The sequence below is a fragment of the Bradyrhizobium archetypum genome (assembly GCF_013114835.1).
Classification (GTDB): domain Bacteria; phylum Pseudomonadota; class Alphaproteobacteria; order Rhizobiales; family Xanthobacteraceae; genus Bradyrhizobium; species Bradyrhizobium archetypum.
Genome location: NZ_JAAVLW010000007.1, coordinates 406,381 through 430,569, shown reverse-complemented (window position 1 = coordinate 430,569; position 24,189 = coordinate 406,381). Strand labels below are relative to the sequence as shown.

At 62.8% G+C, this 24,189-nt stretch carries 27 protein-coding genes and 1 pseudogene; 2 read left to right on the top strand and 26 right to left on the bottom strand.

Annotation, left to right across the window (positions count from 1 at the left end; genetic code table 11):
* Positions 1-79: 79 nt before the first annotated feature.
* Positions 80-242: pseudogene (locus tag HCN50_RS33785) on the top strand (ABC transporter permease); the annotation flags it as partial.
* A 90-nt stretch (positions 243-332) separates the two neighbouring features.
* Here the strand turns inward: HCN50_RS33785 and HCN50_RS25010 are convergent.
* From HCN50_RS25010 to HCN50_RS24885, 26 genes are all read right to left on the bottom strand, one after another.
* A complete protein-coding gene (locus tag HCN50_RS25010; RefSeq protein WP_235977196.1) occupies positions 333-782 on the bottom strand; it encodes a hypothetical protein in 450 nt (149 codons plus the stop codon).
* 344 nt (positions 783-1,126) lie between these two features.
* Positions 1,127-2,434: an S-methyl-5-thioribose kinase gene (gene mtnK / locus HCN50_RS25005; protein WP_171712534.1), complete on the bottom strand. Its 1,308-nt coding sequence runs from the start codon at positions 2,432-2,434 to the stop codon at positions 1,127-1,129.
* Positions 2,435-2,573: 139 nt separating this feature from the next.
* On the bottom strand, positions 2,574-3,182 hold the full coding sequence (locus HCN50_RS25000; RefSeq protein ID WP_171712533.1) for a class I SAM-dependent methyltransferase: 609 nt from the start codon (positions 3,180-3,182) through the stop codon (positions 2,574-2,576).
* A 144-nt stretch (positions 3,183-3,326) separates the two neighbouring features.
* Complete coding sequence (locus HCN50_RS24995) at positions 3,327-3,614, bottom strand: hypothetical protein (RefSeq protein ID WP_171712532.1); 288 nt, start codon at positions 3,612-3,614, stop codon at positions 3,327-3,329.
* Between the two features lie 12 nt (positions 3,615-3,626).
* Positions 3,627-3,914 carry a DUF1467 family protein gene (locus HCN50_RS24990; protein ID WP_171712531.1) on the bottom strand — a complete coding sequence of 96 codons (288 nt, stop codon included), beginning with the start codon at positions 3,912-3,914 and terminating at the stop codon, positions 3,627-3,629.
* Positions 3,915-3,920: 6 nt separating this feature from the next.
* Positions 3,921-4,325: a methylmalonyl-CoA epimerase gene (mce, locus tag HCN50_RS24985; protein WP_171712530.1), complete on the bottom strand. Its 405-nt coding sequence runs from the start codon at positions 4,323-4,325 to the stop codon at positions 3,921-3,923.
* Positions 4,326-4,393: 68 nt separating this feature from the next.
* Positions 4,394-6,064: a ribonuclease J gene (locus HCN50_RS24980; protein WP_171712529.1), complete on the bottom strand. Its 1,671-nt coding sequence runs from the start codon at positions 6,062-6,064 to the stop codon at positions 4,394-4,396.
* Entirely contained in the window at positions 6,064-6,876 is an 813-nt protein-coding gene (locus HCN50_RS24975; RefSeq protein WP_171712528.1) for a biotin--[acetyl-CoA-carboxylase] ligase, read from the bottom strand. Before HCN50_RS24975 ends, HCN50_RS24980 begins: the two co-directional genes overlap by 1 nt.
* Before the next feature lie 60 nt (positions 6,877-6,936).
* Entirely contained in the window at positions 6,937-8,373 is a 1,437-nt protein-coding gene (nuoN, locus tag HCN50_RS24970; protein WP_171712527.1) for an NADH-quinone oxidoreductase subunit NuoN, read from the bottom strand.
* A 66-nt stretch (positions 8,374-8,439) separates the two neighbouring features.
* Positions 8,440-9,948 carry an NADH-quinone oxidoreductase subunit M gene (locus HCN50_RS24965; RefSeq protein ID WP_171712526.1) on the bottom strand — a complete coding sequence of 503 codons (1,509 nt, stop codon included), beginning with the start codon at positions 9,946-9,948 and terminating at the stop codon, positions 8,440-8,442.
* Entirely contained in the window at positions 9,948-12,011 is a 2,064-nt protein-coding gene (nuoL, locus tag HCN50_RS24960; protein ID WP_171712525.1) for an NADH-quinone oxidoreductase subunit L, read from the bottom strand. Before nuoL ends, HCN50_RS24965 begins: the two co-directional genes overlap by 1 nt.
* 9 nt (positions 12,012-12,020) lie before the next feature.
* Complete coding sequence (gene nuoK, locus HCN50_RS24955; RefSeq protein WP_171712524.1) at positions 12,021-12,329, bottom strand: NADH-quinone oxidoreductase subunit NuoK; 309 nt, start codon at positions 12,327-12,329, stop codon at positions 12,021-12,023.
* Positions 12,326-12,964 (bottom strand): NADH-quinone oxidoreductase subunit J, encoded by a 639-nt coding sequence (locus tag HCN50_RS24950; protein ID WP_171712523.1) that lies wholly within the window; start codon positions 12,962-12,964, stop codon positions 12,326-12,328. Before HCN50_RS24950 ends, nuoK begins: the two co-directional genes overlap by 4 nt.
* 188 nt (positions 12,965-13,152) lie before the next feature.
* Entirely contained in the window at positions 13,153-13,647 is a 495-nt protein-coding gene (nuoI, locus tag HCN50_RS24945; protein WP_028345787.1) for an NADH-quinone oxidoreductase subunit NuoI, read from the bottom strand.
* Between the two features lie 7 nt (positions 13,648-13,654).
* Complete coding sequence (nuoH, locus tag HCN50_RS24940; protein ID WP_171712522.1) at positions 13,655-14,725, bottom strand: NADH-quinone oxidoreductase subunit NuoH; 1,071 nt, start codon at positions 14,723-14,725, stop codon at positions 13,655-13,657.
* 10 nt (positions 14,726-14,735) lie between these two features.
* Positions 14,736-16,811, bottom strand: a complete 2,076-nt coding sequence (gene nuoG, locus HCN50_RS24935; RefSeq protein ID WP_171712521.1) for an NADH-quinone oxidoreductase subunit NuoG — start codon at positions 16,809-16,811, stop codon at positions 14,736-14,738.
* Between the two features lie 7 nt (positions 16,812-16,818).
* On the bottom strand, positions 16,819-17,307 hold the full coding sequence (locus tag HCN50_RS24930) for a hypothetical protein (protein WP_171712520.1): 489 nt from the start codon (positions 17,305-17,307) through the stop codon (positions 16,819-16,821).
* A 14-nt stretch (positions 17,308-17,321) separates the two neighbouring features.
* Positions 17,322-17,531: a hypothetical protein gene (locus tag HCN50_RS24925; RefSeq protein ID WP_171712519.1), complete on the bottom strand. Its 210-nt coding sequence runs from the start codon at positions 17,529-17,531 to the stop codon at positions 17,322-17,324.
* 4 nt (positions 17,532-17,535) lie between these two features.
* Positions 17,536-18,861 carry an NADH-quinone oxidoreductase subunit NuoF gene (gene nuoF / locus HCN50_RS24920; protein ID WP_171712518.1) on the bottom strand — a complete coding sequence of 442 codons (1,326 nt, stop codon included), beginning with the start codon at positions 18,859-18,861 and terminating at the stop codon, positions 17,536-17,538.
* Positions 18,862-18,882: 21 nt separating this feature from the next.
* Entirely contained in the window at positions 18,883-19,098 is a 216-nt protein-coding gene (locus HCN50_RS24915) for a hypothetical protein (RefSeq protein ID WP_171712517.1), read from the bottom strand.
* On the bottom strand, positions 19,095-19,706 hold the full coding sequence (gene nuoE, locus HCN50_RS24910) for an NADH-quinone oxidoreductase subunit NuoE (protein ID WP_171712516.1): 612 nt from the start codon (positions 19,704-19,706) through the stop codon (positions 19,095-19,097). The genes HCN50_RS24915 and nuoE overlap by 4 nt, the downstream gene beginning before the upstream one ends.
* Positions 19,707-19,717: 11 nt before the next feature.
* Positions 19,718-20,677, bottom strand: coding sequence for an FkbM family methyltransferase (locus HCN50_RS24905; RefSeq protein WP_171712515.1), 960 nt, complete (start codon positions 20,675-20,677; stop codon positions 19,718-19,720).
* A complete protein-coding gene (locus HCN50_RS24900; RefSeq protein WP_171712514.1) occupies positions 20,677-21,867 on the bottom strand; it encodes an NADH-quinone oxidoreductase subunit D in 1,191 nt (396 codons plus the stop codon). Before HCN50_RS24900 ends, HCN50_RS24905 begins: the two co-directional genes overlap by 1 nt.
* Before the next feature lie 2 nt (positions 21,868-21,869).
* Positions 21,870-22,481, bottom strand: coding sequence for an NADH-quinone oxidoreductase subunit C (locus tag HCN50_RS24895; RefSeq protein WP_171712513.1), 612 nt, complete (start codon positions 22,479-22,481; stop codon positions 21,870-21,872).
* Between the two features lie 11 nt (positions 22,482-22,492).
* Positions 22,493-23,083 (bottom strand): NuoB/complex I 20 kDa subunit family protein, encoded by a 591-nt coding sequence (locus tag HCN50_RS24890; protein WP_171712512.1) that lies wholly within the window; start codon positions 23,081-23,083, stop codon positions 22,493-22,495.
* Positions 23,074-23,439 (bottom strand): NADH-quinone oxidoreductase subunit A, encoded by a 366-nt coding sequence (locus HCN50_RS24885; protein WP_171712511.1) that lies wholly within the window; start codon positions 23,437-23,439, stop codon positions 23,074-23,076. The genes HCN50_RS24890 and HCN50_RS24885 overlap by 10 nt, the downstream gene beginning before the upstream one ends.
* Positions 23,440-23,713: 274 nt before the next feature.
* Between HCN50_RS24885 and HCN50_RS24880 the strand changes: the two genes are divergently transcribed.
* Entirely contained in the window at positions 23,714-24,103 is a 390-nt protein-coding gene (locus HCN50_RS24880; RefSeq protein ID WP_235977195.1) for a hypothetical protein, read from the top strand.
* The last annotated feature ends 86 nt before the right edge of the window (positions 24,104-24,189 follow it).

Genomic DNA, 24,189 nt, shown 5'->3' with positions numbered 1-24,189 from the left:
CTCCCGGCTCTCGTCTTCAGAGCACCAGGTAGCTAATCCTACTGCAAAATGGCCGAGATCGCACTGGGAAACACGACGAGCCGACGTCGTTGTCCGCGCCAGCCTGTTCGGCGGGCCGCGGCGGTATCGATAATACCATCGTCGGCCTGTTGGTGCTCGGTGTCCTCGACAATGGACTCGACCACGTCGATATCGACAGTTTTCGGAAGATCTTGATCCGCGACACTGTTTGTCGCGCTGCGCCCGGTGAGGTTGTGAGAAGGCGAGCGCATGCCCGCTGTGATGCCTCGATCGGTCGGCGCCCAGAACGCTATACAGGCTGGCTTGGGCTTTCAGTCCGCCCTGGTTTCGACCGTGGCCGGAGTTGCGATTCTGTCCTTCATTTCCTCGCAGATCTTGCGGACTTCCGCCGTCAGCAACGAACAGCTCTCGATTTGAAGGAAGACGCGCTTGGCTTCCGCGCGATAGCGCGCTGCGGTTTCCTTCAGTTCTTCGGTCACCACGAGGGCCTCGCGCATCATGGCCTCGCATTGCTTGGCCCGCTCGGTCAGCTCGTCACCCAAAGCTTCGATGTCTTTTGCCGCAGCTTCATATTCGCGGACAACAGCTTCCGCCGACAGCTTGCCGATCTCGGTTGCTCCGTCGCTGTGCTCTACATAGTCCGGCATTCCCAGATCCGGAGCGCGCACGGAAGGCGGCGCGAAATCGGTCGGCTGGGATTCGTGCTGGGGCAGCTTGCGAAATTCTTTTTCAATCTCGCGCTCGAGATCGATCGCGTCCAAAATCGGCGGTTTTACTGCACGTACCATGGGGGTGCTCCTTAAATGAAAATGCGAGCAGACACCAAAATCTCTCGTGATCTGACATGGACGGTTAGCCTGCCGGGGGAAGCAGGCAACCGAAACCCGATGGTAAGCTTGCTATTTAACCTTGATATCAGTGCTGCAGGTTAATTCGGGAACCGATTGCGCTAGCGGCCTGCAGGATAGTACCTACGATGATCCAACAGACCCCGTCATGGCCGGGCTTGTCCCGGGCATCCACACCTTGATCTCTGCGCTAAACGAAGGTGGATGGCCGGGAAAAGCTCGGGCCTTGACGATGAGGCGGGAGTGACCTGAAGCAATCAGGCAAAATCCGGCTGCCAGTCGCGCGCATCCCGTGCCGCTTTCGTCACCGCACCGATCGTGCGGAACGAAGCCGCATCCACCATCATCGCACGCGCCAGCCGTAGGCTGCGCGCCTCGCAGATCGCCCGCCGCTTCGGGTCTTCGATCAATTCGAAATCGATGTTGTGCGCCAGCCCCAGAATGCGGCGTATGATTTTTGCGGCCGAGAAGCCGACCGTGTCCTGGAATAGCCGCGCCATATAAACCTGCCGTTCGGCTTCCAGCCGCGCTGCGCCGGCCTCGCCTCCGAACAGCGTCACCGGATAGGCATCACCCTTGGCCTCAGTGCGCCACAGCTCCAGAAACTTGCGGACGAAGTCCGTCCACGCGCCCTCGACCGTTTCCAGCACCCACGCCTCGAACGCGCGGCGATCGCCGGGCGAACGCTTGTGGCCTGATGACGCCAGATAGGCCATCAAGAGATTGGCGATGACGGCACCGATATCGAAGCCCATGGGACCGTAGAATGCGAACTCGGGGTCGATCACCTTCGTCTGGCTTTCCGTCACCATGATCGATCCGGTGTGGAGATCGCCGTGGATCAGGGCTTCCGGAGCGTTGAGGAATTTCAGTTTCAGCCGCGAGATCGCGACGTGCAAGTCGAGGTCTTCGCGAAAGGCCGCCGCGATCGCATCGAGCCAGGGCTGGGTCCAGCGGTTCTGCTCGACGATGCGATAGGGATCGGTGAAGATCAGGTCTTCGGTGATCTTGCAGAGCGCATGATTGCCGGCGAAGGCGGCGATCCCCTCCTTCTTCTCGGCGGCTGTTACAGCGAGGTCGGATGACAGGAACAGCGTCCGGGCCAGAAAAGTCGTGATATCATCGACGAAGCGCGGATAGGTCGTGCCGGCCACCAACCCCTTGCGCATGATGATGTGCGGCTCGAGCAGCTCCATGACGACCAGCGCGAGCGCCTCGTTGTGGTGGAGCACATCGGGCACCAGGCCGGGCGCCAGCCGCGCCTGATGCGTCAGCGCCAGATATTCGTAATGCGAGCGCGACAGCGGCAGCGGCCAGCTCTCGCCGACGAGCCGCACATATGGCAGCGCCTGCTTGACCGCGACGCCGCCCGCCGCGCCCTTGACGATGAAGACGAGATTGAGGTTGCCGTCGCCGACCTCGCTGATCGACCACGAAGCCGGAGCGCCGCCAAGACGAGCAGCGACCTCGGGAAGTGCTGCGAGGTAATCCCGCAGATCGGCTTCATGAAGGACTCGATATTCGCCATGCCGCGAATCAACCAATGATCGGCGCTGTGAACTCATCGTGGTCTCCCCCGTGCCGGTATGGGAGTTTCGGTTCACTCCCGTTTCGAATTTTGATCCGGCTCTTCCTTTCCGGGATCATAGCCATCAGGCAGTGCCGGCGGCCAGCATCTTCGCTGGCTCGGCTTGCTCCAGCGTCTCAAATGCGCTGCGCGAGCCAGATGGTGTGGCCGCCGCAGTCAGGGTCCTCGACGACATGCGAGATCACACGAAATCCATTCCGATCGAGCAGTGAACGATATTCGGCGGGGTCGAGGCTCGCATGATAAAGCGACTCGCCTGCGAAATGCCCGATTGTCTCGCCATGCGCGGGGCCGGTTGTGAACATCAGCGCTGCGTTCGGCGCCGCATGCGCGGCAAACACCGGAAACATCCGGCGCTGGTCGTCGTGGCACAGGTGAAAGAAGCTGTCCCAGGCAAGGACGCCGGAAAACGTCCGTCGTAAGGCAAGCTTTCGCATGTCGGCGACGATCCATTCCTGCTTCGGAAAACGTTTCCGGCAGGCGTCGATCATGGTCGGGGAAGAATCCACGCCAGCGACGGGATGGCCGAGACCGATCAGATATGCAGCCATCGGCTCGGCGGAGCCACAGCCGAGATCGAGGAGTGCTGCCGCGGGCGGAAGCAGTGCGCAGAAGCGGTCAAGCCAGGGCTTTTCAATAAGTTTGGTGCGGGCGCGGCTCCTGATCCAGTCCGACGCCTTGCGCTGGTAGAGATCGATGATCCGGGCGGCCTCTTCCGATTCCATTTGCGAAACTCACGGGCTACGGATTGGCCGAGTATTGAGCATGATCGTGAACCGGAATCATCCGTCGCCCTGAGGCCGCCGTGCGCAGCGCGGCCCCTCGAAGGGCGATGGCCACCGGCCGGGCCGCCAAGGTGCCCCGGCAAGCTAGCGCCTGCCTTCGCTTGGATGCGACCTCGTCCTTTCATTGGTCATCGAAAGTCCGGTCGTCCGGTGCGCGCCCGGAACCAGAGACAAGTTCGTTTTTCGCTGCGAAGAATGGGCGGCAAGCGCATGGCTTTTGTTCAAAGGAGCCTGCCCTGCCCCGCAGTTCTCCTGATTGGCATCGCAGGCCATCAGGCAATTGGTTTCCTCCATGGCGGATGGATCCATCGCGGCAGCCGGACCGCCGACCGATGCAAGCAGCAAAATCCCTGGAATTACGCCGCGCACCATGATGCCCGATTCCTAGAACGGCAGTCCCATCAGCTTCGATAGCCGCTCGATATTCAGATAGCCTTGCTGATACGCCCACATGCCGATGCCGAAGATCACGCCTGAAACAATCGTGGTCCACATCAGTTTCCAGCCCATTCGCGCCGTCACCGGTGCGCCGGGATCGGTGCCAGGAGTAACTTGGTCCGCGCCCTCGCCGTCCTCATGCTGACTGCGGACGCCGAACGGCAGCGTCGTGAACAGCACGACCCACCAGAGCACGAAGTAGATCGCAAGCGCGGTGGAGACGCTATAGGCCATCAGGATTCACGCCTGTTCGATTTCGACGAGTGCGCCCGAAAAATCCTTCGGGTGGAAAAACAGTACCGGCTTGCCGTGCGCGCCGATCTTTGGCTCGCCGTCGCCGAGTACGCGCGCACCCTCGCTGATCAGTCTGTCGCGCGCGGCGATGATGTCGGGCACCTCGTAGCAGATGTGATGGATGCCGCCGTCGGCATTGCGCTCGACGAATTTGGCGATCGGCGAGGCGTCGCCGAGCGGCTGGATGAACTCGATCTTGGTGTTGGGCAGCGTCACGAACACGGTGATGACGCCATGTTCCGGCAGCGGCACCGCACCGGAGATTTCGGCGCCGAATGCGCCGCGATAGATTTTTGCGGCCTTTTCCGCGTCCTTGACCGCGATCGCCACGTGATTGAGCCGGCCCAGCATGACACTCCACTCCCCTGCTTCGATGCGTCGTCGCGAGGTATCCGCGCGGTCCGCTAACTCTCTCTACCTCAAACCATCAGAACATGAACGAGGCAGATCGGCTTCTTGCCCCATTGCTCGTTGATCACCGCCCGCACCGCGCGGCGTACCGATTCCGCTGTTGCGTCCGGATCGCGCCGCCGCGGCCGCGGCAGGCCTTCGACCGTCGAAACCACCACGTCGAACACGATCTCGTCGATGATCTCGCCGGCCACATTCTTCTCGGGGATGCCGACGAGATCAACCTCGGGATCGTCGGCGAGTTCGCCCTGCTGGGTCATGGCGATCGCCACGAAGGCGCAGCCGGCAAACCCCATCCGCCGCCGCTCCACCACGGCGCGGGATTTTGAATCCTCAAGGATCGCGCCGTCTTTATAGAGCCGCCCCGACGGCAACTCGTCGATGATGCCGGGGTCGCCAGGGCCGAGCTTGACCAGGTCGCCGTTGCGGCAGGTCAATACTTTCGGCACCGCGGCGGCGCGCGCCAGCTTGGCATGCTCCGACAGATGCAACGCCTCGCCATGGACAGGAATCAGGATCTGCGGGCGCACCCACGAGATCATGTCGCGCAGTTCGTCGCGGCGCGGATGGCCGGAGACGTGGACGAGATCGGTGCGGTCGGTGATGACCTCGATGCCCTGTACAACCAGCCCGTTGATGATGGCGCCGACCGCCTTCTCGTTGCCCGGAATAGTGCGCGAGGAGAAGATCACGCTGTCGCCCTTGTTCAGCGTCACCTGCGGATGGTCGTTGTTGGCAATTCGCGCCAGCGCCGCGCGGGGCTCGCCCTGGCTGCCGGTGCAGAGCGCCAGCACCTTGTCCGGCGGGAAGTGCCCATAGTAATCGGCGCTGCGGAAATTCTGCACGCCCTCGAGATAACCGGTCTCGCGGGCGACCTGTACGACGCGCTCCATGGCGCGGCCGACCACGACCACCTCACGATCGGCGGCCCTGGCGGCATCCGCCACCGCTTTCACGCGCGCGACGTTGGAGGCAAAGGTCGTCACGGCGACGCGGCCCTTGGCCGCCTTCACCAGCTTGGCGATGGTGGCGGCGACCTCGGTTTCCGATGGCGAGCGCCCGTCCCTTACCGCGTTGGTGGAATCGCCGACCAGCGCCAGCACGCCCTCATCGCCAAGCTCACGCAGCCGGCGCTCGTCGGTCGGAAGACCGATGATCGGCGTCGGATCGATCTTCCAGTCGCCGGTGTGCAGCACGGTGCCGGCGGACGTATGGATGGCGAGCGCATGCGACTCGGGAATCGAATGCGCGACAGGGATGAATTCGACGGTGAACGGACCGAGGTTGACGCGGCCGCCCGACGGCACCACCGTCACCGGAATTTTCGGCGGATTGCGCTCCGCGGCGCATTTGGCCTCGAACAGCGCGGCGCTGAACTTGGTCGCGTAGACCTTGCATTGCAGCATCGGCCAGAGGTCGATGATGGCGCCGAAATGATCCTCATGGGCGTGCGTCAGCACCAGGCCCATCAGGTTGTTGCGCTCCTTCTCCAGGAAGCTGATGTCGGGCATGATCAGGTCGATGCCGGGCAGGTGCTCCTCGTCGCCGAAGGAGACGCCGAGATCGACCGCGAGCCAGGACCGCTGGTGGCGGTTGCCGAGCCCATAGATCGACAGGTTCATGCCGATCTCGCCGACGCCGCCAAGCGGGGCAAAGGTCAATTCATCCGGCCGCGCCATCAGGCCGCTCCCACTGATGCCGCGGTGCCGAAATAGACCTCGCCGGCCGTGATGGCCACGCGCTTGCCCTCCGCGGTGCGGACGATCAGGCAGCCGGTGTCGTCGATCGTATCGAACGTGCCTTCCACCGTCGTGGTTCCGGTCTTTATCACAACGGGCTCGCCGACGCCGAAGGCACGTGCCAGCCAGGCTTTCCGGATTTCGCCAAAGCCGCGGCCATTGTCCCAGATGCCGCGGAATTCGACCCAGGCTTCCGCCAGCGCCTTGAACAGCTCCTCGGCGCCGACATGGACCCCGAGGGCTGCAAGCGAGGTCGCCGGCGTCGGCGTGCCCGCGGGCGCGGCAATGACGTTGGTGCCGATGCCGACCACGACCGCAAGCCGGTCGCCGGCCACCGCTTCCGCTTCCAGCAGGATTCCAGAGAGCTTCTGCCGTTCGGCCAGCACATCGTTCGGCCATTTCAGCGCGAATTTCAGCGGCTCCGCCCCGGCGCGGCGCAGATTGGCCTCGACACTGAGCCTTTGCAGTGCGCTTTCCAGCGACAGCCCCGCAGCAAAGCCCAGTGTCGCCGCGACCGCCGGCGAGACGTCCATGACTTCGAGGACGCTGCTGGCGAGATTGCCGCGCGGCGCGACCCAGGCGCGCTGTCGGCGGCCGCGCCCTGCCGTCTGTTCCGTCGTCACGAACCATGTCGGCCCCCGCTCGCCATCGCGGGCGCGCGCCATGGCTTCGGCATTGGTCGAACCGATCTGGTCGAAGGCGGCGAGACGATAGCCGGCCGATGTGGCTTGGGGACCGAGCGAGAAGGTCATTTCCAGTTTCTGCGCATGATCCGCGCGAAAACCGAACGTCGGTTTTCGCAGATCATGCGCCTAAAAGAGCGACTTCGCTGCCGCCGTGGCGACGCTGACCAGCGGCCCCGGATAGACGAAGAAGAAGATGTTGAAGATACCGGCCACCGCCAGCACCGTGCGCAACTCCATGCGCATCGGTTCGATCTGGCCGGCGGGCTCGTCGAAATACATCACCTTGACGATGGTGAGATAGTAGAACGCGCCCACGACGCTGGTGAGCACGCCGATGACGGCGAGCGTGAACAGGCCCGCCTTGATGGCAGCCACGAACACGTACCATTTGGCGAAGAAGCCCGCGAGCGGCGGAATGCCGGCCAGCGAGAACAGCAGCATGGCGAAGAAGAACGCCAGCAGCGGGTTGGTGCGCGACAGCCCGGCGAAATCGCTGATCTCTTCCATCGGCTGGCCGTTGCGCTTCATGGACAGGATCACGGCGAAGGAGCCCAGCGTCATCGCGACATAGATCGCGATATAGACCAGCACGCCCTGCGCGCCCTCTACCGTGCCCGACGCGAGGCCGACCAGCGCAAAGCCCATATGGCCGATCGAGGAATAGGCCATCAGGCGTTTGATGTTCCTCTGCCCGATCGCGGCGAACGAGCCCAGCGCCATCGAGGCGATCGCGACGAACACGAGGATCTGCTGCCATTGCGGCACGATGCCCGGGAACGCAGTGAGGGTCACGCGGGTGAACACCGCAAGCGCCGCCACCTTCGGCGCGGAGGCAAAGAACGCCGTGACCGGTGTCGGCGCGCCTTCATAGACGTCCGGCGTCCACATGTGGAACGGCACGGCGGATACCTTGAAGCAGAGCCCGGCCAGCAGGAACACCAGGCCAAACACGATGCCGACGCTGCCGGTCTTCACGGCGGCGGCGATGCCGGCAAAATCGACCGTGCCGGTGAATCCATAGACCAGCGAGGCGCCGTAGAGCAGCATGCCGGAGGACAGCGCGCCGAGCACGAAATACTTCAACCCGGCCTCGGTGGACTTGGCATTGTCGCGGTTGGAGGCAGCGACGACATAGAGCGCGAGCGACATCAGCTCGAGCCCAAGATAGAGCATGATCAGGTCGGCGGCCGAGATCAGCACCATCATGCCGAGCGTGGAGAGCAGCACCAGGATCGAATATTCGAACACGCGCCGCGACGGATCGGACAAAAACTCGGCCGACAGGATCAGCGTCGCCGCCGAGCCGATGATCGCAAGGACCTTCAGGAAACGGGCAAAGTCGTCGACGATGAAGCTGCCGCCGAAGGTCGTGAGCTTGCCGGCCGGCAGCATCAGCACCAGCACGCCGGTGACGACCAGCAGCACCACCGCGAGGCTGGTGACAATTCTCGTGGTCTCCTCGCCGCGATAGGCGCCGAGCATCAGCAGCGCCATGGCGCCGACCGCCAGCACCAGCTCCGGCAGCACCGGCAGCAACTGATAACCTGCACTGGAAAAGCTCATGGCGCTTTATTTCCTTGACGCGTTTTCTTCACGCGAACCGGTTCCCACTTCGCTTGAAACGCTACGTTACTGGATCAACGCGGCTGCCTTCACGGCAGTCACGGCGGCATTGTAATTGTTGACGAGCTGCTGGACCGAGGCCGCCGACATGTCGAGCACCGGCTTCGGATAGACGCCGAACAGGATGGTCAGCGCCACCAGCGGGAACAGCGTCAGGCATTCGCGAGCGGTCAGATCCTTGATGCTGGCGAGCGACGGCTTGGTCAGCGCGCCGAACACCACCTTGCGGTAGAGCCAGAGCGCGTAAGCCGCCGACAGGATCACGCCTAACGTGGCGAAGGTCGCCGTCGGGATCGAGACCTTGAAGGTGCCGAGCAGCGTCATGAATTCGCCGACGAAGCCGCTTGTGCCGGGCAGACCGACATTGGCCATGGTGAAGACCATGAACACCATCGCATACAGCGGCATCCGGTTCACCAGGCCGCCATAGGCCGTGATCTCGCGGGTATGCATGCGGTCGTAGACGATGCCGACGCACAGGAACAGCGCGCCCGAGACGATGCCGTGCGACACCATCTGGAACACGCCGCCGGCAACGCCCTGCGTCGTCACCGCAAAAATGCCCATGGTGACGAAGCCCATATGGGCGACCGACGAATAGGCGATCAGCTTCTTGATGTCTTCCTGCATCAAGGCCACCAGCGAGGTATAGACGATGGCGATCACCGACAGCGAGAAGATCAGCGGCGCGAAATCATGCGACGCCAAGGGGAACATCGGCAGCGAGAAACGCAGGAAGCCGTAGCCGCCCATCTTCAGCAGGATCGCGGCCAGGATCACCGAGCCCGCGGTCGGCGCTTCGACGTGGGCATCTGGCAACCAGGTGTGCACCGGCCACATCGGCATCTTCACCGCAAAGGAGGCAAAGAACGCCAGCCACGCCCAGGTCTGCAAGCTACGCGGCACGGCGGTGTGCATCAGTGTCGGGATGTCGGTGGTGCCGGCATTCCAGTACAGCGCCATGATCGCCAGCAGCATCAGGACCGAGCCGAGCAGCGTATAGAGGAAGAACTTGAACGACGCATAGACCCGGCGCGGGCCGCCCCAGACGCCGATGATCAGGAACATCGGGATCAGGCCGCCTTCGAAGAACAGATAGAACAGCACGAGATCCAGCGCCGAAAAAGTGCCGACCATCAGCGTTTCCAGAAGCAGGAACGCCATCATGTATTCGCGCACGCGCACCGTGACCGATTTCCAGCTCGCGATGATGCAGAGCGGCATCAAGGCGGTGGTCAGGATCACAAAAGGCAGCGAGATGCCGTCGACGCCCATGTGGTAGGTGATGCCGCTGGCAAGCCAGCTCGCCTTCTCGATGAACTGGAAGTCGGGATTGGCGGCATCGAAGCGCCAGACCAGGATCAGCGACACCGCAAAGGTGACGAGCGTGGTCCACAGCGCAATCCAGCGCGCATTGCGCCGCGCCGCCTCGTCGTCGCCGCGGGTGATGTAGATCGCCAGCGCGCCGATGACCGGCAGGAAGGTAACGACGGAAAGAATCGGCCAGGTTGTCATTACTGGGCCCCCAAGCCGAACATGAACCAGGTGATCAGCCCGGCGACGCCGATCAGCATCGCGAAGGCATAGTGATAGAGATAGCCGGTCTGGATCTTCACCACGTTGCGGGTGACGTCGAGGACGCGCGCCGAGACGCCATCCGGACCGAAGCCGTCGATGACGAAGCCGTCGCCCTTCTTCCAGAGCTGGTAGCCGATCCACTTGGCCGGACGGACGAAGATGAGCTCATAGAGCTCGTCGAAATACCATTTATTGAGCAGGAACTGATAGAGCATCTGGTGCTCATTGGCGAGCTGGACCGGAATGTAGGGCCTGCGGATGTAGAACAGCCACGATACCAGGAAGCCCAGCACCATCATGATCGTCGGCAGGAATGCGACCACCGGCGAGATGTGGTGCATCTCGTCGATGATGTGCGGATGCATCTTCAGCGAGTCGCGGAAGAACTCCTCCACGCCATGACCTGCGAACACTTCCTTGAACGGGAAGCCGGCCAGGATCGAGCCTGCGGCGAGAATGCCGATCGGGACCAGCATCCACATCGGCGATTCATGGGCCGCCTCGTAGTGATGCTGGTCGTGCGGCTCGCCGTGGAACGTCTTAAAGATCAGACGCCACGAATAGAACGAGGTCAGGCCGGCCGCGACCACGGTCATTGCGAAGCCGTAATAGGCGAACGGATTGTGCGCGACATAGGCGGCTTCGATGATCGCGTCCTTGGAGAAATAGCCGGCCGTGAGCGGAAAGCCGGTCAGCGCCAGCGTGCCGATCACCATCACGCTATAGGTGTAGGGAATCCTGTCCTTCAGACCGCCCATGTTGCGGATGTCCTGCTCGTGATGCATCGCATAGATCACCGAGCCTGACCCCAAGAACAGCAGCGCCTTGAAGAAGGCATGCGTGAACAGATGGAACATGCCGACCGAATAGGCCCCCGCCCCCATCGCCACGAACATGTAGCCGAGCTGCGAACAGGTCGAATAGGCCACGATGCGCTTGATGTCGTTCTGGACAAGGCCGACGGTTGCGGCAAAGAAGGCGGTGGTGGCGCCGAAGAACATCACCACGGCTTGCGCATTCGGCGCCAGCTCGAACAGCGGCGACAGCCGCGCCACCATGAACACGCCGGCGGTGACCATGGTCGCGGCATGGATCAACGCTGATACTGGCGTCGGACCTTCCATCGCGTCCGGCAACCAGGTGTGCAGCAGGAACTGGGCCGATTTGCCCATCGCGCCCATGAACAACAGGAGGCAGGTCAGGGTGAGCGCATCGGCATGCCAGCCGAAGAAGTTGATGGTCTTGCCCGACAGGCCCTGCGCGCCGGCAAAGATGGTCTCGAAATCGGTGGTGTTGAGCAGCATGAACACGGCGAAGATGCCGAGCGCAAAGCCGAAATCGCCGACGCGGTTGACCACGAAGGCCTTGATCGCCGCCGCATTAGCCGACGGCTTCTGGTACCAGAAGCCGATCAGAAGGTAGCTGGCGAGACCGACGCCTTCCCAGCCGAAAAAGAGCTGCACCAGATTGTCCGACGTCACCAGCATTAGCATCGCGAAGGTGAACAGGGACAGATAGCCGAAGAAGCGCGGCCGGTACGGATCCTGGTCCATGTAGCCGATGGAATAGAGGTGCACGAGCGAGGAGACGGTGTTGACCACCACCAGCATCACCGCGGTCAGCGTGTCGACGCGCAGCGCCCACGACACCTGCAGATCGCCGGAATTGATCCACGGGAACAGCGCAATCAGCGCGTCCTGATGCATGAAGCCGACATTGACCAGCACCACCCAGGACAGCGCCGCCGACACAAATAGCAGCCCTGTTGTGATCAGTTCGGCCGCGCGCGATCCCTGCGCCGCTGGCTCTGCGATATGATGATCGTCATGGCCGTGATCGTCATGGCCATGGGCCTCGACGGCGTGCGCATGTTCGCTGGGCCCGTGATCGTGATGCTTGACCTCATCACCGCTCGGATTGCGCGCATGCGCCCCGAACAACGCGATCAGGCCGGCCAGGATGGCGCCCAGCAGCGGCAGAAAGACGATTGCCTGAACCATAGCTGCGCCCTAGCCCTTCATCAGATTGACGTCTTCAACCGCGATCGAGCCGCGGTTGCGGAAATACACCACCAGTACCGCAAGACCGATCGCAGCCTCAGCAGCGGCAACCGTCAGCACCAGCAGCGCGAACACCTGGCCGACGATGTCGCCGAGGAAGGTCGAGAATGCCACCAGGTTGATGTTGACGGCGAGCAGGATCAACTCGATCGACATCAGGATGACGATGATATTCTTGCGGTTCAGGAAGATGCCGAGGATCCCGAGCGTGAACAGGATGGCGGCGACCGCGAGATAGTGTCCCAGACCGATCGTCATTTCACCCACTCCGCCGCGTCCGAATCCTGCAGTCCCTGCCCCGGCGCCACCTTGCGGATAGCCATCGCGAGCTCCGGCGTGCGCGCATTCTGCACGTTGATGTCCTGCCGCTTGACCTTCGCCTTGTGCCGCAGCGTCAGCACGATCGCGCCGATCATGGCGACCAAGAGCACCATGCCGGCAAGCTGGAAGTAATGGATGTACTTCGTATAGAGCACCAGCCCGAGCGCCTCGGTGTTGCTGACATTGGTCGGGATCGCCGCGGTGATCGATTTCGCGGCATCGGGCTTCATGACCCAGCCGCCGGCGACCAGCAGCAGCTCGGCAAGGAAGATGCCGCCGATCACCAGACCGATCGGCAGATACTCGAGAAAGCCCTCGCGCAGCTCGGTGAAATCGACGTCGAGCATCATGATCACGAACAGGAACAGCACGGCGACCGCGCCGACATAGACCACGATCAGCATCATGCCGAGGAATTCGGCGCCCATCAGCACGAACAGGCCGGAGGCGTTGACGAAGGCCAGGATCAGATACAGGACGGAGTGCACGGGATTGCGCGACACAATCACCATCACCGCCGAGGCCACGCAGACGCCGGCGAAGAGATAGAAGAACAGCGCGGGAAGGATCATCGGTCATCCCCCGTCATTCCGGAGCGCGGACGCAATCCGCGAATCCCAATGCGCAATTGCGCATTGTGGAATCCAGAGGTGATGGCGCGACATTCCGGGTTCGCGCGGAGCTTGTCATCGGGCCGCGCTTGGCGCGGACCCGTTGGCGTGCCCCGGAATGACGTTGAAATCTGGATCATGCCCTCACCTCACCGGTACGGCGCGTCGAGCTCAATTGCTTTCGCAATCTCGCGCTCCCAGCGGTCGCCATTGGCGAGCAGCTTGGCCTTGTCATAGTAGAGTTCCTCGCGGGTCTCGGTCGCGAATTCGAAATTCGGTCCCTCGACGATGGCATCGACCGGGCAGGCTTCCTGGCACAGGCCGCAATAGATGCATTTCACCATGTCGATGTCGTAGCGCACCGTACGGCGCGTGCCGTCGTTGCGGCGCGGGCCCGCCTCGATCGTGATCGCCTGCGCCGGGCAGATCGCCTCGCACAGCTTGCAGGCGATGCAGCGCTCCTCGCCGTTCGGATAGCGGCGCAGCGCGTGCTCGCCGCGGAAGCGCGGCGAGATCGGGTTCTTCTCGAACGGATAGTTGATGGTCGGCTTCGGCTTGAAGAAATAGCGCATGGCGAGAAAGAACGCCGATACGAACTCGCTCAACAGAAGCGCGCGGGCCGTTGCGTTGACGTTGACACTCATGATGGCCTCACTTCGGTGCGATGCCGGCGAACTGCAGCACGCCAGCCACAATCACCACCATCGCCAGCGACAGCGGCAAAAACACCTTCCAGCCGAGTCGCATCAGTTGATCGTAGCGGTAGCGCGGCACGATCGCCTTCGCCATCGCGAACAGGAAAAACATGAAGAACAGCTTCAGCGCGAACCACACCACGCCCGGGATCCAGGTGAACGGCGGCAGCGCCACCGGCGGCAGCCAGCCGCCGAGGAACAGGATCGTCGCCATCGCGCACATCGTGGTGATCGCGACATATTCGCCGAGCATGAACAGCAAATACGGCGTCGAGCCGTATTCGACCATGAAGCCGGCGACCAGCTCCGATTCCGCTTCCACCAGATCGAACGGCGGACGGTTGGTCTCGGCCAGCGCCGAGACGTAGAACACCACGAACATCGGGAACAGCGGCCACACATACCAGTTCAGAATGGTGAGTTGCGGCAGGCCGATCACGCTGGCAAAGCCACGGGCATTCTGCGCCTCCACCACCGCCGAAAGGTTGAGCGAGCCGGCGCACAGCAACACCGTGATGATAACGAAGCCGATCGAGACTTCGTAGGATACCATCTGCGCCGCCGAGCGCAGGGCGGCGAGGAACGGGTATTTCGAGTTTGATGACCAGCCGGCCATGATGATGCCGTAGATCGACAGCGACGAGATCGCGAAGATGTAGAGCACGCCGACATTGATGTCGGAGATCACCCAGCCGAAATCCATTGGGATGACAGCCCAGGCGGCGAGCGCCAGCACGCAGGACACCAAAGGCGCCAGCAGGAACACGCCCTTGTTGGAGCCCGACGGAATGATCGGCTCCTTCAGCACGAACTTCAGAAGATCCGCGAAGGACTGCAGCAAGCCCCAGGGACCCACCACGTTGGGACCGCGGCGGATCTGCACCGCCGCCCAGATCTTGCGGTCGGCGAGCAGGATGTAGGCGATCGCGATCAGCAGCACGACGAGCAGGAGCAGGCTCTGCGCGACCATGACGATCAGCGGCCAGAGAAAGCCGGTCCAGAACGAGCTTGCGAACAAATCAGCCATCAGATCACGCTCACTCCGCTGCCGTCAGCATTCGCCCGGCCGCCAGCCGGGAACATTCCGCCATCACCGCCGAGGCCCGTGCGATCGGGTTGGTCAGATAAAAATCCTCGACGGACGATTTCAACGGGCTCTTGTCGGTCTTGCCGCCCTTGCCCGCCAGTGCCTTGACCTGCTCGGCCTTGCCGGGCTCGATCTGGTCGATCCGCATCAGGTGCGGGACGGCCTTGAACAAGGCCTGGCGCAGTGCCTGAAGCGAGTCATAGGGCAGTTTCTTGCCGAGCACCTCCGACAATGCGCGGACGATCGCCCAGTCCTCGCGCGCCTCGCCGGGCGGAAACGCCGCGCGGCTGGCGATCTGCGCCCTGCCCTCGGTGTTGACGTAGAGGCCGGATTTTTCCGTATAGGCAGCGCCCGGCAGGATCACGTCAGCGCGGTGCGCGCCGCGGTCGCCATGGGTACCGATATAGACCACGAAGGTCCCGTCCGGCACCTTCACCTCGTCGGCGCCGAGCAGGAACAGCACATCGAGCGTGCCGAAAGTCGTCATCTGGGCCAGGCTGAGCCCGTCTTTATCGGCCGCAAAACCGATGTCGAGCGCGCCCGCGCGCGAAGCAGTATCGTGCAACACGGCAAAGCCGTTCCAGTCGTCCTTGAGCGCGCCCGTGCCGACCGCGATCTTGGCCGCCAGCGAAAGCACCGCCGCGCCGTCATGCCGCGACAATGACCCGGCGCCGACCAGCACGATCGGGTTCTTGGCACCCTTCAGCACCCCCGTGAACGAATGCTTGCCGCTGGCGAGTTCGCTGAGCGTATCCGTGCCTGCGCCGAGATAATCGTAGTCATAGGTAAGGTCGGCCTTGGCGCCGACCACAGCGACCCTGAGCTGACCGGTGCGCCAACGCTTGCGGATCCGCGCGTTGAGGACGGCGGCCTCCTTGCGCGGGTTGGAGCCGATGATCAAGAGCGCGTCGGCCTGTTCGATCCCGGCAATGGTCGGATTGAAGATATAGGTCGCGCGGCCGAGCTTGGGGTCAAAGGCGTCGCCGCCCTGCACCGCCAGATTGCTGGAGCCATATTTGCCCATGAGGTCCTTGAACGCGAACATCTCCTCGACTGCGGCGAGATCGCCGGCGATGACCCCCATGCGCTTGCCGTCGCTCATCCTGACCTTGGCCGCGATGGCTGCGAAAGCCTCGTGCCACGACGCGGCGCGAAGCTTGCCGTTCTCGCGGACATAGGGTCGATCAAGGCGCTGCGTGCGCAGGCCGTCGACGATGTGACGGGTCTTGTCGGAAATCCATTCCTCGTTCACCGCTTCATTGATGCGCGGCAGGATCCGCATCACCTCGCGGCCGCGGGTGTCGACGCGGATCGCGGAGCCGACGCCATCCATCACGTCGACCGACTGCGTCTTGCCGAGCTCCCACGGGCGAGCGGCGAATGCGTAGGGTTTTGAGGTGAGCGCGCCCACCGGGCAGATGTCGACGAGGTTGCCCTGCAGCTCGGAGGTCAGCGCCTGCTCCAGATAGGTCGTGATCTCCATATCCTCGCCGCGGCCGGTTGCGCCCATCTCCGGGACCCCGGCGACTTCGGCGGAGAAGCGGACGCAGCGCGTGCACTGGATGCAGCGGTTCATCGAGGTCTTGACCAGCGCGCCCAGATATTTGTCCTCGACCGCGCGCTTGTTCTCGGCGAAGCGCGAAGTGTCCACGCCATAGCCCATCGCCTGGTCCTGCAGGTCGCACTCGCCACCCTGGTCGCAGATCGGGCAATCCAGCGGATGGTTGATCAGCAAAAATTCCATCACGCCTTCGCGCGCCTTCTTCACCATCGGCGAACGTGTCGAGATTTCCGGCGGTTCGCCCTTCGGGCCGGGCCGGCAGTCGCGCACGCCCCAGGCGCAGCTTGCGACCGGCTTCGGGCCACCCTTGATCTCGACGAGGCACATCCGGCAATTGCCGGCGATCGACAGCCGCTCGTGATAGCAGAAGCGCGGAATTTCGGCGCCCGCAGCCTCGCAGGCCTGCAGCAGCGTGTACTCCGCAGGCACATCGATCTCTTTGCCGTCGATGATGAGTTTGGTCATTGCTGTCTCAAGTCTTTCCCAGCTTGCAGTCTGGCGGTGTAACGCTGGCGGTCTTCAGCGACGTCTTGATCCATTGCTGGGTCTCGGCGCCATAGGTGGCGAGATAGGCCGGTTGCGCCGCGTTCTTCTCGCACAGGAACGGCAGATGCGGCTTCAGGTCGTAGTCGCAGGATGCCTGCCATTCGCGTTTTCCTGCGAATGCGCTGATCGCTTCCTCGCAGGCGTAAAGGAAGTAGGTGACGAAGCTCTCGTACTGTACCTGCTCGTCGCGCCCGGCCGCCTTGATCTGCTCGTAGTCCGGCTGCGCGAATTTCGGATTCTTGAACGCCAGGTCGGTGTAGCCGAGAAACGCCTGCCGCGCGCTGGCGGCGCGGTTGTTGGTGCGGATCTCGTTGATCTGGAACAAGATCGCAACAAAGCCGAGCAGCGCCACGGCCGCCTGCGCCATCTGCGCCAGCGTCCCGTATCTCTGCCACCAGAAGCTCGGTTGCGACATCGGTTCCCATTGTCTCAGTGCGTTACGTCGGTCAATTCTAGGCGCTTCTCAATTCGATCGACGCGCGTTTCAAGACGGTCGAGCCGGCAGTTAACACCGGCAAGTCCCTCCTCGACGGAAGTGACGCGCGTCTTCCGGTCGTGAAGATCCTCGGCCATCCTCTCGGTTCGCTGATCGATCTTGCGCAGGATCGTCAGGATGATGCTGTCGGGCTCGTCTGCCATCGCTCTACTCCGCCGCGATCATGTTCACGGGATCGCGCACGCCAATGTCGTCGATGTCGGCCTTGTGCGAATACTGGTCGATACGCGCCTCGATCTCGTGACGGAAATGCGCGATCAGGCCCTGGATCGGCCAGGCGGCAGCGTCGCCGAGCGCGCAGATGGTGTGGCCTTCGACCTGTTTTGTAACTTCCAGCAGCATGTCAATCTCGCGCTTGTGGGCGCGGCCCTCAGCCATGCGGGTCAGCACGCGCCACATCCAGCCGGTGCCTTCGCGGCAGGGCGTGCACTGGCCGCAGCTCTCATGCTTGTAGAAATAAGAGATGCGCGCGATCGCCCGGATCAGGTCGGTCGACTTGTCCATCACGATCACGGCGGCAGTACCGAGCCCGGAGCGCAGCTTGCTGAGAGAGTCGAAATCCATCGGCGTGTCGATGATCTGCTCGGCCGGCACCATGCGGACCGACGAGCCGCCGGGGATCACGGCCTTCAGATTGTCCCAGCCGCCGCGAATGCCGCCACAGTGCTTTTCGATCAGCTCACGGAACGGAATCCCCATCGCCTCTTCGACATTGCAGGGCCGCTCGACGTGACCAGAGACGCAAAACAGTTTTGTGCCGACATTGTTCGGCCGGCCAATCGCGGCGAACCACGCCGCGCCGCGGCGTAGAATGTCGGGTGCGACCGCGATGGACTCGACATTGTTGACGGTGGTCGGGCAGCCATAGAGGCCGACATTGGCCGGAAATGGGGGCTTCAGCCGCGGCTGGCCCTTCTTGCCTTCGAGGCTTTCGAGCAGCGCCGTTTCCTCACCGCAGATATAGGCGCCGGCGCCATGCGCGACATAGAGCTCGAACGGCCAGCCATGGACGTTGTCCTTGCCGATCAGCTTGGCGTCATAGGCCTGATCGATCGCGGCCTGCAGGCGCTCGCGTTCGCGGATGAACTCGCCGCGGACATAGATGTAGCAGGCATGGGCGCCCATCGCGAAGCTTGCCAAGAGGCAGCCTTCCACGAGCAGGTGCGGATCATGCCGCATGATCTCGCGGTCCTTGCAGGTGCCCGGCTCGGATTCGTCGGCGTTGACCACGAGATAGCTCGGCCTACCGTCGGTGGATTCCTTCGGCATGAACGACCATTTCAGGCCGGTCGGAAAGCCCGCCCCGCCGCGGCCGCGCAGGCCGGAGGCCTTCATCTCGTTGATGATCCAGTCGCGGCCCTTGTCGATGATCGCTTTGGTGCCGTCCCACGCGCCGCGACGGCGCGCGCCCTCCAGTCCCCAATCGTGGAGCCCATAGAGGTTCTTGAAGATGCGATCCTTGTCGTCGAGCATGACTTGAAGCTTCCTAGCGGATCAACGGTTGGACTGCGCATAGGCGAGACCCGCGGCGCATCCGCCAAAGGTCAGCGCCCACAACAGGCTGGATTCGAGCGTTGCGTTCAGCCCGTAACGCTGCAGCAGAAAGATGAAGGTCGCCGCCGCAACGGCGTGCATGCCGATATAGCGCCAGTTCTTCATCGCGCCGACCCTCCCCGGCCCGCTCACGGGCAACGTGCCGTCTCGCATCATGTGGATTCCTTCAGCGTCGTCGGCCCGCCCAGCGGCGCCGAGAACTGTCGGTCGATCTGCGGTCCGGGCTTCGGCGGATTGCCCGAGGCAAAGCCGTCCAGCACCTTGCCGAAACTTTCCTTGGTCAGGTCCTCGTAGGTGTCCTTCCAGATCTGCACCATCGGTGCGTTGACGCAGGCGCCCAGGCACTCGACCTCTTCCCAGCTAAAATTGCCGTCCTTCGACAGATGGAAGGGTTCGTGATGGATGCGGCTCTGGCACACCTCGATCAGGTCGCCGGCGCCGCGCAGGCGGCACGGCGTGGTGCCGCAGACCTGCACATGGGCCTTCTTGCCGACCGGCTGAAGCTGGAACATGGTGTAGAAGGTCGCCACTTCCAGCACGCGGATGTAGGGCATTTCGAGCAGGTCGGCGACGACGCGGATCGCGGCCTCCGACACCCATCCCTCATGCTGCTCCTGCGCGCGCCAAAGGATCGCGATCACCGCAGAGGCCTGACGACCCGGCGGATATTTTGCGATCTGCGCCTTGGCCCAGGCGAGATTCTCATCCGTGAACGTGAAGCTCGCGGGCTGCAATTCCTTCGGTGCGAGGCGGCGGACGGACATTGTTCAGTCTCTCATTGCACGCGGCGCGCGGCTTTCGCATTGAGCGCATCGATCCGGGCGAGCCAGAATGCGCTTGCGGTGCCGAACACGTTGTAGCCGACATGGGTTGAAACCTTGATCCGATCCAGAATTGAAAGATCGGTTACGGTTTCAAGGCGATGGCTGCGCGGATCGTAGACGATCAGCTTCAGCGGGGTCTGTTCGAGGATATAGCGCGACACGGTATGCTCAGGGTCGTTGCCGTGCTCCTCGCACAACAAGACGCTATCTCCCTGCATCAGGCGCGCGCCACCCTTCATAGCCTCGATCTCGACGCCTTCGACGTCGAGCTTGATCAGATATTTGCCGCCGGGCGCGATCTTGCCGTCGTCCAAAAGGTTATCCAGCGCGATGACCGGCACCTCCTCGCCACCGGACTGGTCGCCGGCGATGCTGAAGGCTTCATGCTTGCTGCCGGACAGCCGGGCGGTGCCGCGCGCGGCCCCGATCGCGCATTTCATCGTCTCGAAACGATTGCCATTGATCGCAGCGTTATTGGCGAGTTTCGGAAAATTCTGCCCCGACGGCTCGATCGCGATGGCCTTGTGCGAGCCGAACGGCTTGCTCGACACCAGGACCGACCAGTAGCCGTAGTTGGCACCGCAATCGAGCAGCGTATAGTCGACGTCGGCGGAGTCCTTGAACAGCAGTTCCAGTTCGTCCTCATATGTGTAGGCGCGATTGAGCAGCTTGCTCCAGTAGCCGTCCCCATAGGGAAACTCGAAAACAGCGTCGGGATTGAGTTTGATCTGGATACCGCGCTCGGGCAGCGTCGTGCGCAACAGATTGGCGCACATATTGTAGCCGCGGTGCGAAAAATTCGACGCCACCTTCGACCCCAGCACCAGCGCCACCGCGGCCAAACGCTCCCACGCGTTCGCACCCTCGAGTGCGCCCGATGCCCGGTCAAACTGGATGGGCGCCTGCGCCATCACCGATCGACCTCTCCGAACACGATGTCGAGCGAGCCCAGTATCGCCGAGACGTCGGCAAGCAGATGGCCCTTGCAGATGTGGTGCATCGCCTGCAGGTGGGCGAAGCCTGGCGCGCGGATCTTGCACTTGTAGGGCTTGTTGGTGCCGTCGGAGACCAGATAGACGCCGAATTCGCCCTTCGGCGCTTCCACGGCGACATAGACTTCGCCGGCCGGCACGTGCACGCCTTCGGTATAGAGCTTGAAGTGATGGATCAGCGCTTCCATCGAGCGCTTCATCTCGCCGCGGCGGGGCGGCGCGATCTTGTTGTCCTCGACAACGACCGGACCCTGCCCATCAGGCGAGTTCAGCTTGGCGATGCACTGCTTCATGATGCGCACCGACTGGCGCATCTCCTCCATGCGGATCAGGTAGCGGTCGTAGCAGTCACCGTTCTTGCCGATCGGGATGTCGAAATCCATCTCGGCATAGCACTCATAGGGCTGCGCCTTGCGCAGGTCCCACGCCGCACCCGAGCCGCGCACCATCACGCCCGAAAAGCCCCACTCCCAGGCTTCCTTCAGCGACACCACGCCGATGTCGACGTTGCGCTGCTTGAAGATACGGTTGCCGGTCAGCAGCGTGTCGAGGTCGGCGACGACCTGCAGGAACGGTTCGCACCAGGCATCGATATCGTCGATCAGTTTCTGCGGCAAATCCTGATGCACGCCGCCGACGCGGAAATAGGCCGCATGCATGCGCGAGCCGGAGGCGCGCTCGTAAAACTGCATCAGCTTTTCGCGCTCTTCGAAACCCCACAGCGGCGGGGTCAGCGCGCCGACGTCCATCGCCTGCGTCGTCACGTTGAGCAGATGCGACAGGATGCGGCCGATCTCGCAATAGAGCACGCGGATCAGTTGTCCACGGCGCGGCACGGTGATGCCGAGCAGCTTTTCCGCGGCAAGACAGAACGCGTGCTCCTGGTTCATCGGCGCCACATAATCGAGCCGGTCGAAATACGGGATCGCCTGGAGGTAGGTCTTGTGCTCGATCAGCTTCTCGGTGCCGCGGTGCAAGAGACCGATATGCGGATCGACGCGCTCGACGACTTCGCCGTCCAATTCAAGGACGAGACGAAGCACACCATGGGCCGCAGGATGCTGCGGTCCAAAATTGATCGTAAAGTTACGCAGGTTCTGTTCATTCATGGTCAGGCCTTCGGCTCAGCCTTCTCATCGCCCGGCAGCGGATAGTCCGCGCCTTCCCATGGCGAGAGGAAATCGAATTTGCGGAATTCCTGGTTGAGGCGGACCGGCTCATAGAGCACCCGCTTCTCCTGGTCGTCGTAGCGGACCTCGACGAAGCCGGTGAGCGGAAAATCCTTGCGCAGCGGATGGCCGTCGAAGCCGTAATCGGTCAGCAGCCGGCGCATGTCGGGATGGCCGGTGAAGATCACGCCATAGAGGTCGTAGGTCTCGCGCTCGAACCAGTCGGCGCCAGGAAACACGTCGATGATCGAGGGCACCTGCGTGGTCTCGTCGGCCTCGGCACGGATGCGGATGCGCTCGTTCAGGGTCGGCGACAACAGATGATAGACCACGTCGAAACGCTTCTCGCGGCTCGGATAGTCGACCGCGGTGACGTCGGTGATGTTGACGAAGCGCAGCGCGGGATCGTCGCGCAGGTGCTTCATCACCTCGACGATCTTTGCCGCCTCGACGGTCACGGTGAGCTGGTTGAACGCGACCGCATGGGCAGTGGCCGCGCCGCCGAGCGCGCTAACAATCGTCTGCCCAAGGGCGTCGAGCTTGCCGTCGTCCATTACCTAAAACCTTAGCGTTCGATGGTCCCGATGCGGCGGATCTTCTTCTGCAGCAGCAGCACGCCGTAGAGGAGCGCCTCCGCCGTCGGCGGGCACCCGGGCACGTAGATGTCGATCGGCACGATGCGGTCGCAGCCGCGCACGACCGAGTAGGAATAGTGATAGTAGCCGCCGCCGTTCGCGCACGAGCCCATCGAGATCACGTAGCGCGGCTCCGGCATCTGATCGTAGACCTTGCGCAGCGCCGGCGCCATCTTGTTGGTCAGCGTGCCCGCCACGATCATCACGTCGGACTGCCGCGGCGAGGCGCGCGGCGCAAAGCCAAAGCGCTCGACGTCGTAACGCGGCATCGACACCTGCATCATCTCGACCGCGCAGCAGGCGAGACCGAACGTCATCCACATCAAGGAGCCGGTGCGCGCCCAGGTGATCAGGTCGTCGGCCGCGGCAACGAAGAAGCCCTTGTCCGAGAGCTCGTGGTTGACCTCGAGGAAGAACGGGTCTCTGGCTCCGACCGGCTTCCCGGTCGAGGGGTCGAGAATGCCCTTCGGCATCGGCGCGATATCAGGCGAAGAGCCCGTTATTGTCTGGCTCAATCCCATTCGAGCGCGCCTTTCTTCCACTCATAAGCAAAGCCGACCGTTAGGACGGCCAGAAACACCATCATCGACCAGAAGCCGGTGGCCCCGAGCTTGCCGAACGCGACCGCCCACGGGAACAGGAACGCCACTTCGAGGTCGAAGATGATGAAAAGGATTGCGACCAGGTAGAAGCGGACGTCGAACTTCATGCGGGCGTCGTCGAATGCGTTGAATCCGCATTCATAGGCGGAGAGTTTTTCCGGGTCCGGCTGCTGGAACGCGACCAGGAATGGGGCGATCAGGAGCGCCAGACCGATCAGGCTCGCCACCCCGACGAACACGACAAGCGGAAGGTAATTTTGCAGGATGCCGGACATCGGCGGTGCCTTTTCCTGCGGATTTGGCCGCAGATTCGTTGATTGGAATTATTCTTGGCTTAGCGCAGCGCAACAGAGGGCGCAAGACAAGCCACCTCGGCGCCTTTGCCCGCCCCCGATGCGTCGGCAGAAGGCGGAAAGGTGTTGCGTTCCTGCCTCGCCCAACCAACGCGGGACGGCCGGCATGGTGCCGACATTTCAGTTCAAATGCTTCTCATCCGCAAGCATTTGGGCGGCCGTTTCCGTCAGGCGGTCGATCTGGTCCAGGAGCACCTTGAGCGTGCTGTTCTATTCGCTGCTCGGCATCCCGATCGCGCATCGCGGACCGCTTCAACCGCAACATTGTTTCCGTCGCGCTGGCGTTCTGGAGTGCGATGACGGTGTTCTGCGGCATGGCTCTCGGCCCGATCTTTGCGATCGCGCAGACGTGGCCAGGCCGAGCATGCGGGCGCTGGCCTCCGCGATCATGCCGCTGACCGCCGCCGGCTTCGGCCAGGGCGTCGGCCCGTCGACCGTCGGCGAGCTCAACGACGCCCTGAAGAATGACTTTGGCGCCCGAGCCGTGCGCTATTCGCTGCTGTCGGCCGCTGTCATGACCACGGTCGGAGCCTGCCGACATGCTGCCGCCCCTCCGCGTCGATCTCGGCCTCGCGGGTGTATGTGATCTACATCACGGATGATTTGGCGAGAAACCGGCCAAAAACAGCCCGAATGAAACCATTTTGCCGAAATCGCGAAACGATCCTGAAA

Excerpts from the sequence above, each read along its gene's own strand:
- HCN50_RS24950 (WP_171712523.1), bottom strand. The coding sequence starts at position 12,964 with ATGATCCTTCCCGCGCTGTTCTTCTATCTCTTCGCCGGCGTCTGCGTG.
- nuoE (WP_171712516.1), bottom strand. The coding sequence starts at position 19,706 with ATGTCCGTCCGCCGCCTCGCACCGAAGGAATTGCAGCCCGCGAGCTTC.
- HCN50_RS24905 (WP_171712515.1), bottom strand. The coding sequence starts at position 20,677 with ATGGCGCAGGCGCCCATCCAGTTTGACCGGGCATCGGGCGCACTCGAG.
- nuoN (WP_171712527.1), bottom strand. The coding sequence starts at position 8,373 with ATGAGCTTTTCCAGTGCAGGTTATCAGTTGCTGCCGGTGCTGCCGGAG.
- HCN50_RS24925 (WP_171712519.1), bottom strand. The coding sequence starts at position 17,531 with ATGGCAGACGAGCCCGACAGCATCATCCTGACGATCCTGCGCAAGATC.
- HCN50_RS24965 (WP_171712526.1), bottom strand. The coding sequence starts at position 9,948 with ATGACAACCTGGCCGATTCTTTCCGTCGTTACCTTCCTGCCGGTCATC.
- nuoL (WP_171712525.1), bottom strand. The coding sequence starts at position 12,011 with ATGGTTCAGGCAATCGTCTTTCTGCCGCTGCTGGGCGCCATCCTGGCC.
- HCN50_RS24890 (WP_171712512.1), bottom strand. The coding sequence starts at position 23,083 with ATGGGATTGAGCCAGACAATAACGGGCTCTTCGCCTGATATCGCGCCG.
- HCN50_RS24980 (WP_171712529.1), bottom strand. The coding sequence starts at position 6,064 with ATGGCGCGGCCGGATGAATTGACCTTTGCCCCGCTTGGCGGCGTCGGC.
- HCN50_RS24895 (WP_171712513.1), bottom strand. The coding sequence starts at position 22,481 with ATGGACGACGGCAAGCTCGACGCCCTTGGGCAGACGATTGTTAGCGCG.
- nuoG (WP_171712521.1), bottom strand. The coding sequence starts at position 16,811 with ATGACCAAACTCATCATCGACGGCAAAGAGATCGATGTGCCTGCGGAG.
- HCN50_RS24975 (WP_171712528.1), bottom strand. The coding sequence starts at position 6,876 with ATGACCTTCTCGCTCGGTCCCCAAGCCACATCGGCCGGCTATCGTCTC.
- mtnK (WP_171712534.1), bottom strand. The coding sequence starts at position 2,434 with ATGAGTTCACAGCGCCGATCATTGGTTGATTCGCGGCATGGCGAATAT.
- HCN50_RS24915 (WP_171712517.1), bottom strand. The coding sequence starts at position 19,098 with ATGATGCGAGACGGCACGTTGCCCGTGAGCGGGCCGGGGAGGGTCGGC.
- HCN50_RS24995 (WP_171712532.1), bottom strand. The coding sequence starts at position 3,614 with ATGGTGCGCGGCGTAATTCCAGGGATTTTGCTGCTTGCATCGGTCGGC.
- HCN50_RS25000 (WP_171712533.1), bottom strand. The coding sequence starts at position 3,182 with ATGGAATCGGAAGAGGCCGCCCGGATCATCGATCTCTACCAGCGCAAG.
- nuoH (WP_171712522.1), bottom strand. The coding sequence starts at position 14,725 with ATGGCTGATTTGTTCGCAAGCTCGTTCTGGACCGGCTTTCTCTGGCCG.
- HCN50_RS24885 (WP_171712511.1), bottom strand. The coding sequence starts at position 23,439 with ATGTCCGGCATCCTGCAAAATTACCTTCCGCTTGTCGTGTTCGTCGGG.
- HCN50_RS24930 (WP_171712520.1), bottom strand. The coding sequence starts at position 17,307 with ATGTCGCAACCGAGCTTCTGGTGGCAGAGATACGGGACGCTGGCGCAG.
- HCN50_RS24900 (WP_171712514.1), bottom strand. The coding sequence starts at position 21,867 with ATGAATGAACAGAACCTGCGTAACTTTACGATCAATTTTGGACCGCAG.
- nuoI (WP_028345787.1), bottom strand. The coding sequence starts at position 13,647 with ATGAGTGTCAACGTCAACGCAACGGCCCGCGCGCTTCTGTTGAGCGAG.
- HCN50_RS24990 (WP_171712531.1), bottom strand. The coding sequence starts at position 3,914 with ATGGCCTATAGCGTCTCCACCGCGCTTGCGATCTACTTCGTGCTCTGG.
- mce (WP_171712530.1), bottom strand. The coding sequence starts at position 4,325 with ATGCTGGGCCGGCTCAATCACGTGGCGATCGCGGTCAAGGACGCGGAA.
- nuoF (WP_171712518.1), bottom strand. The coding sequence starts at position 18,861 with ATGCTCGACGACAAGGATCGCATCTTCAAGAACCTCTATGGGCTCCAC.
- nuoK (WP_171712524.1), bottom strand. The coding sequence starts at position 12,329 with ATGACGATCGGTCTGGGACACTATCTCGCGGTCGCCGCCATCCTGTTC.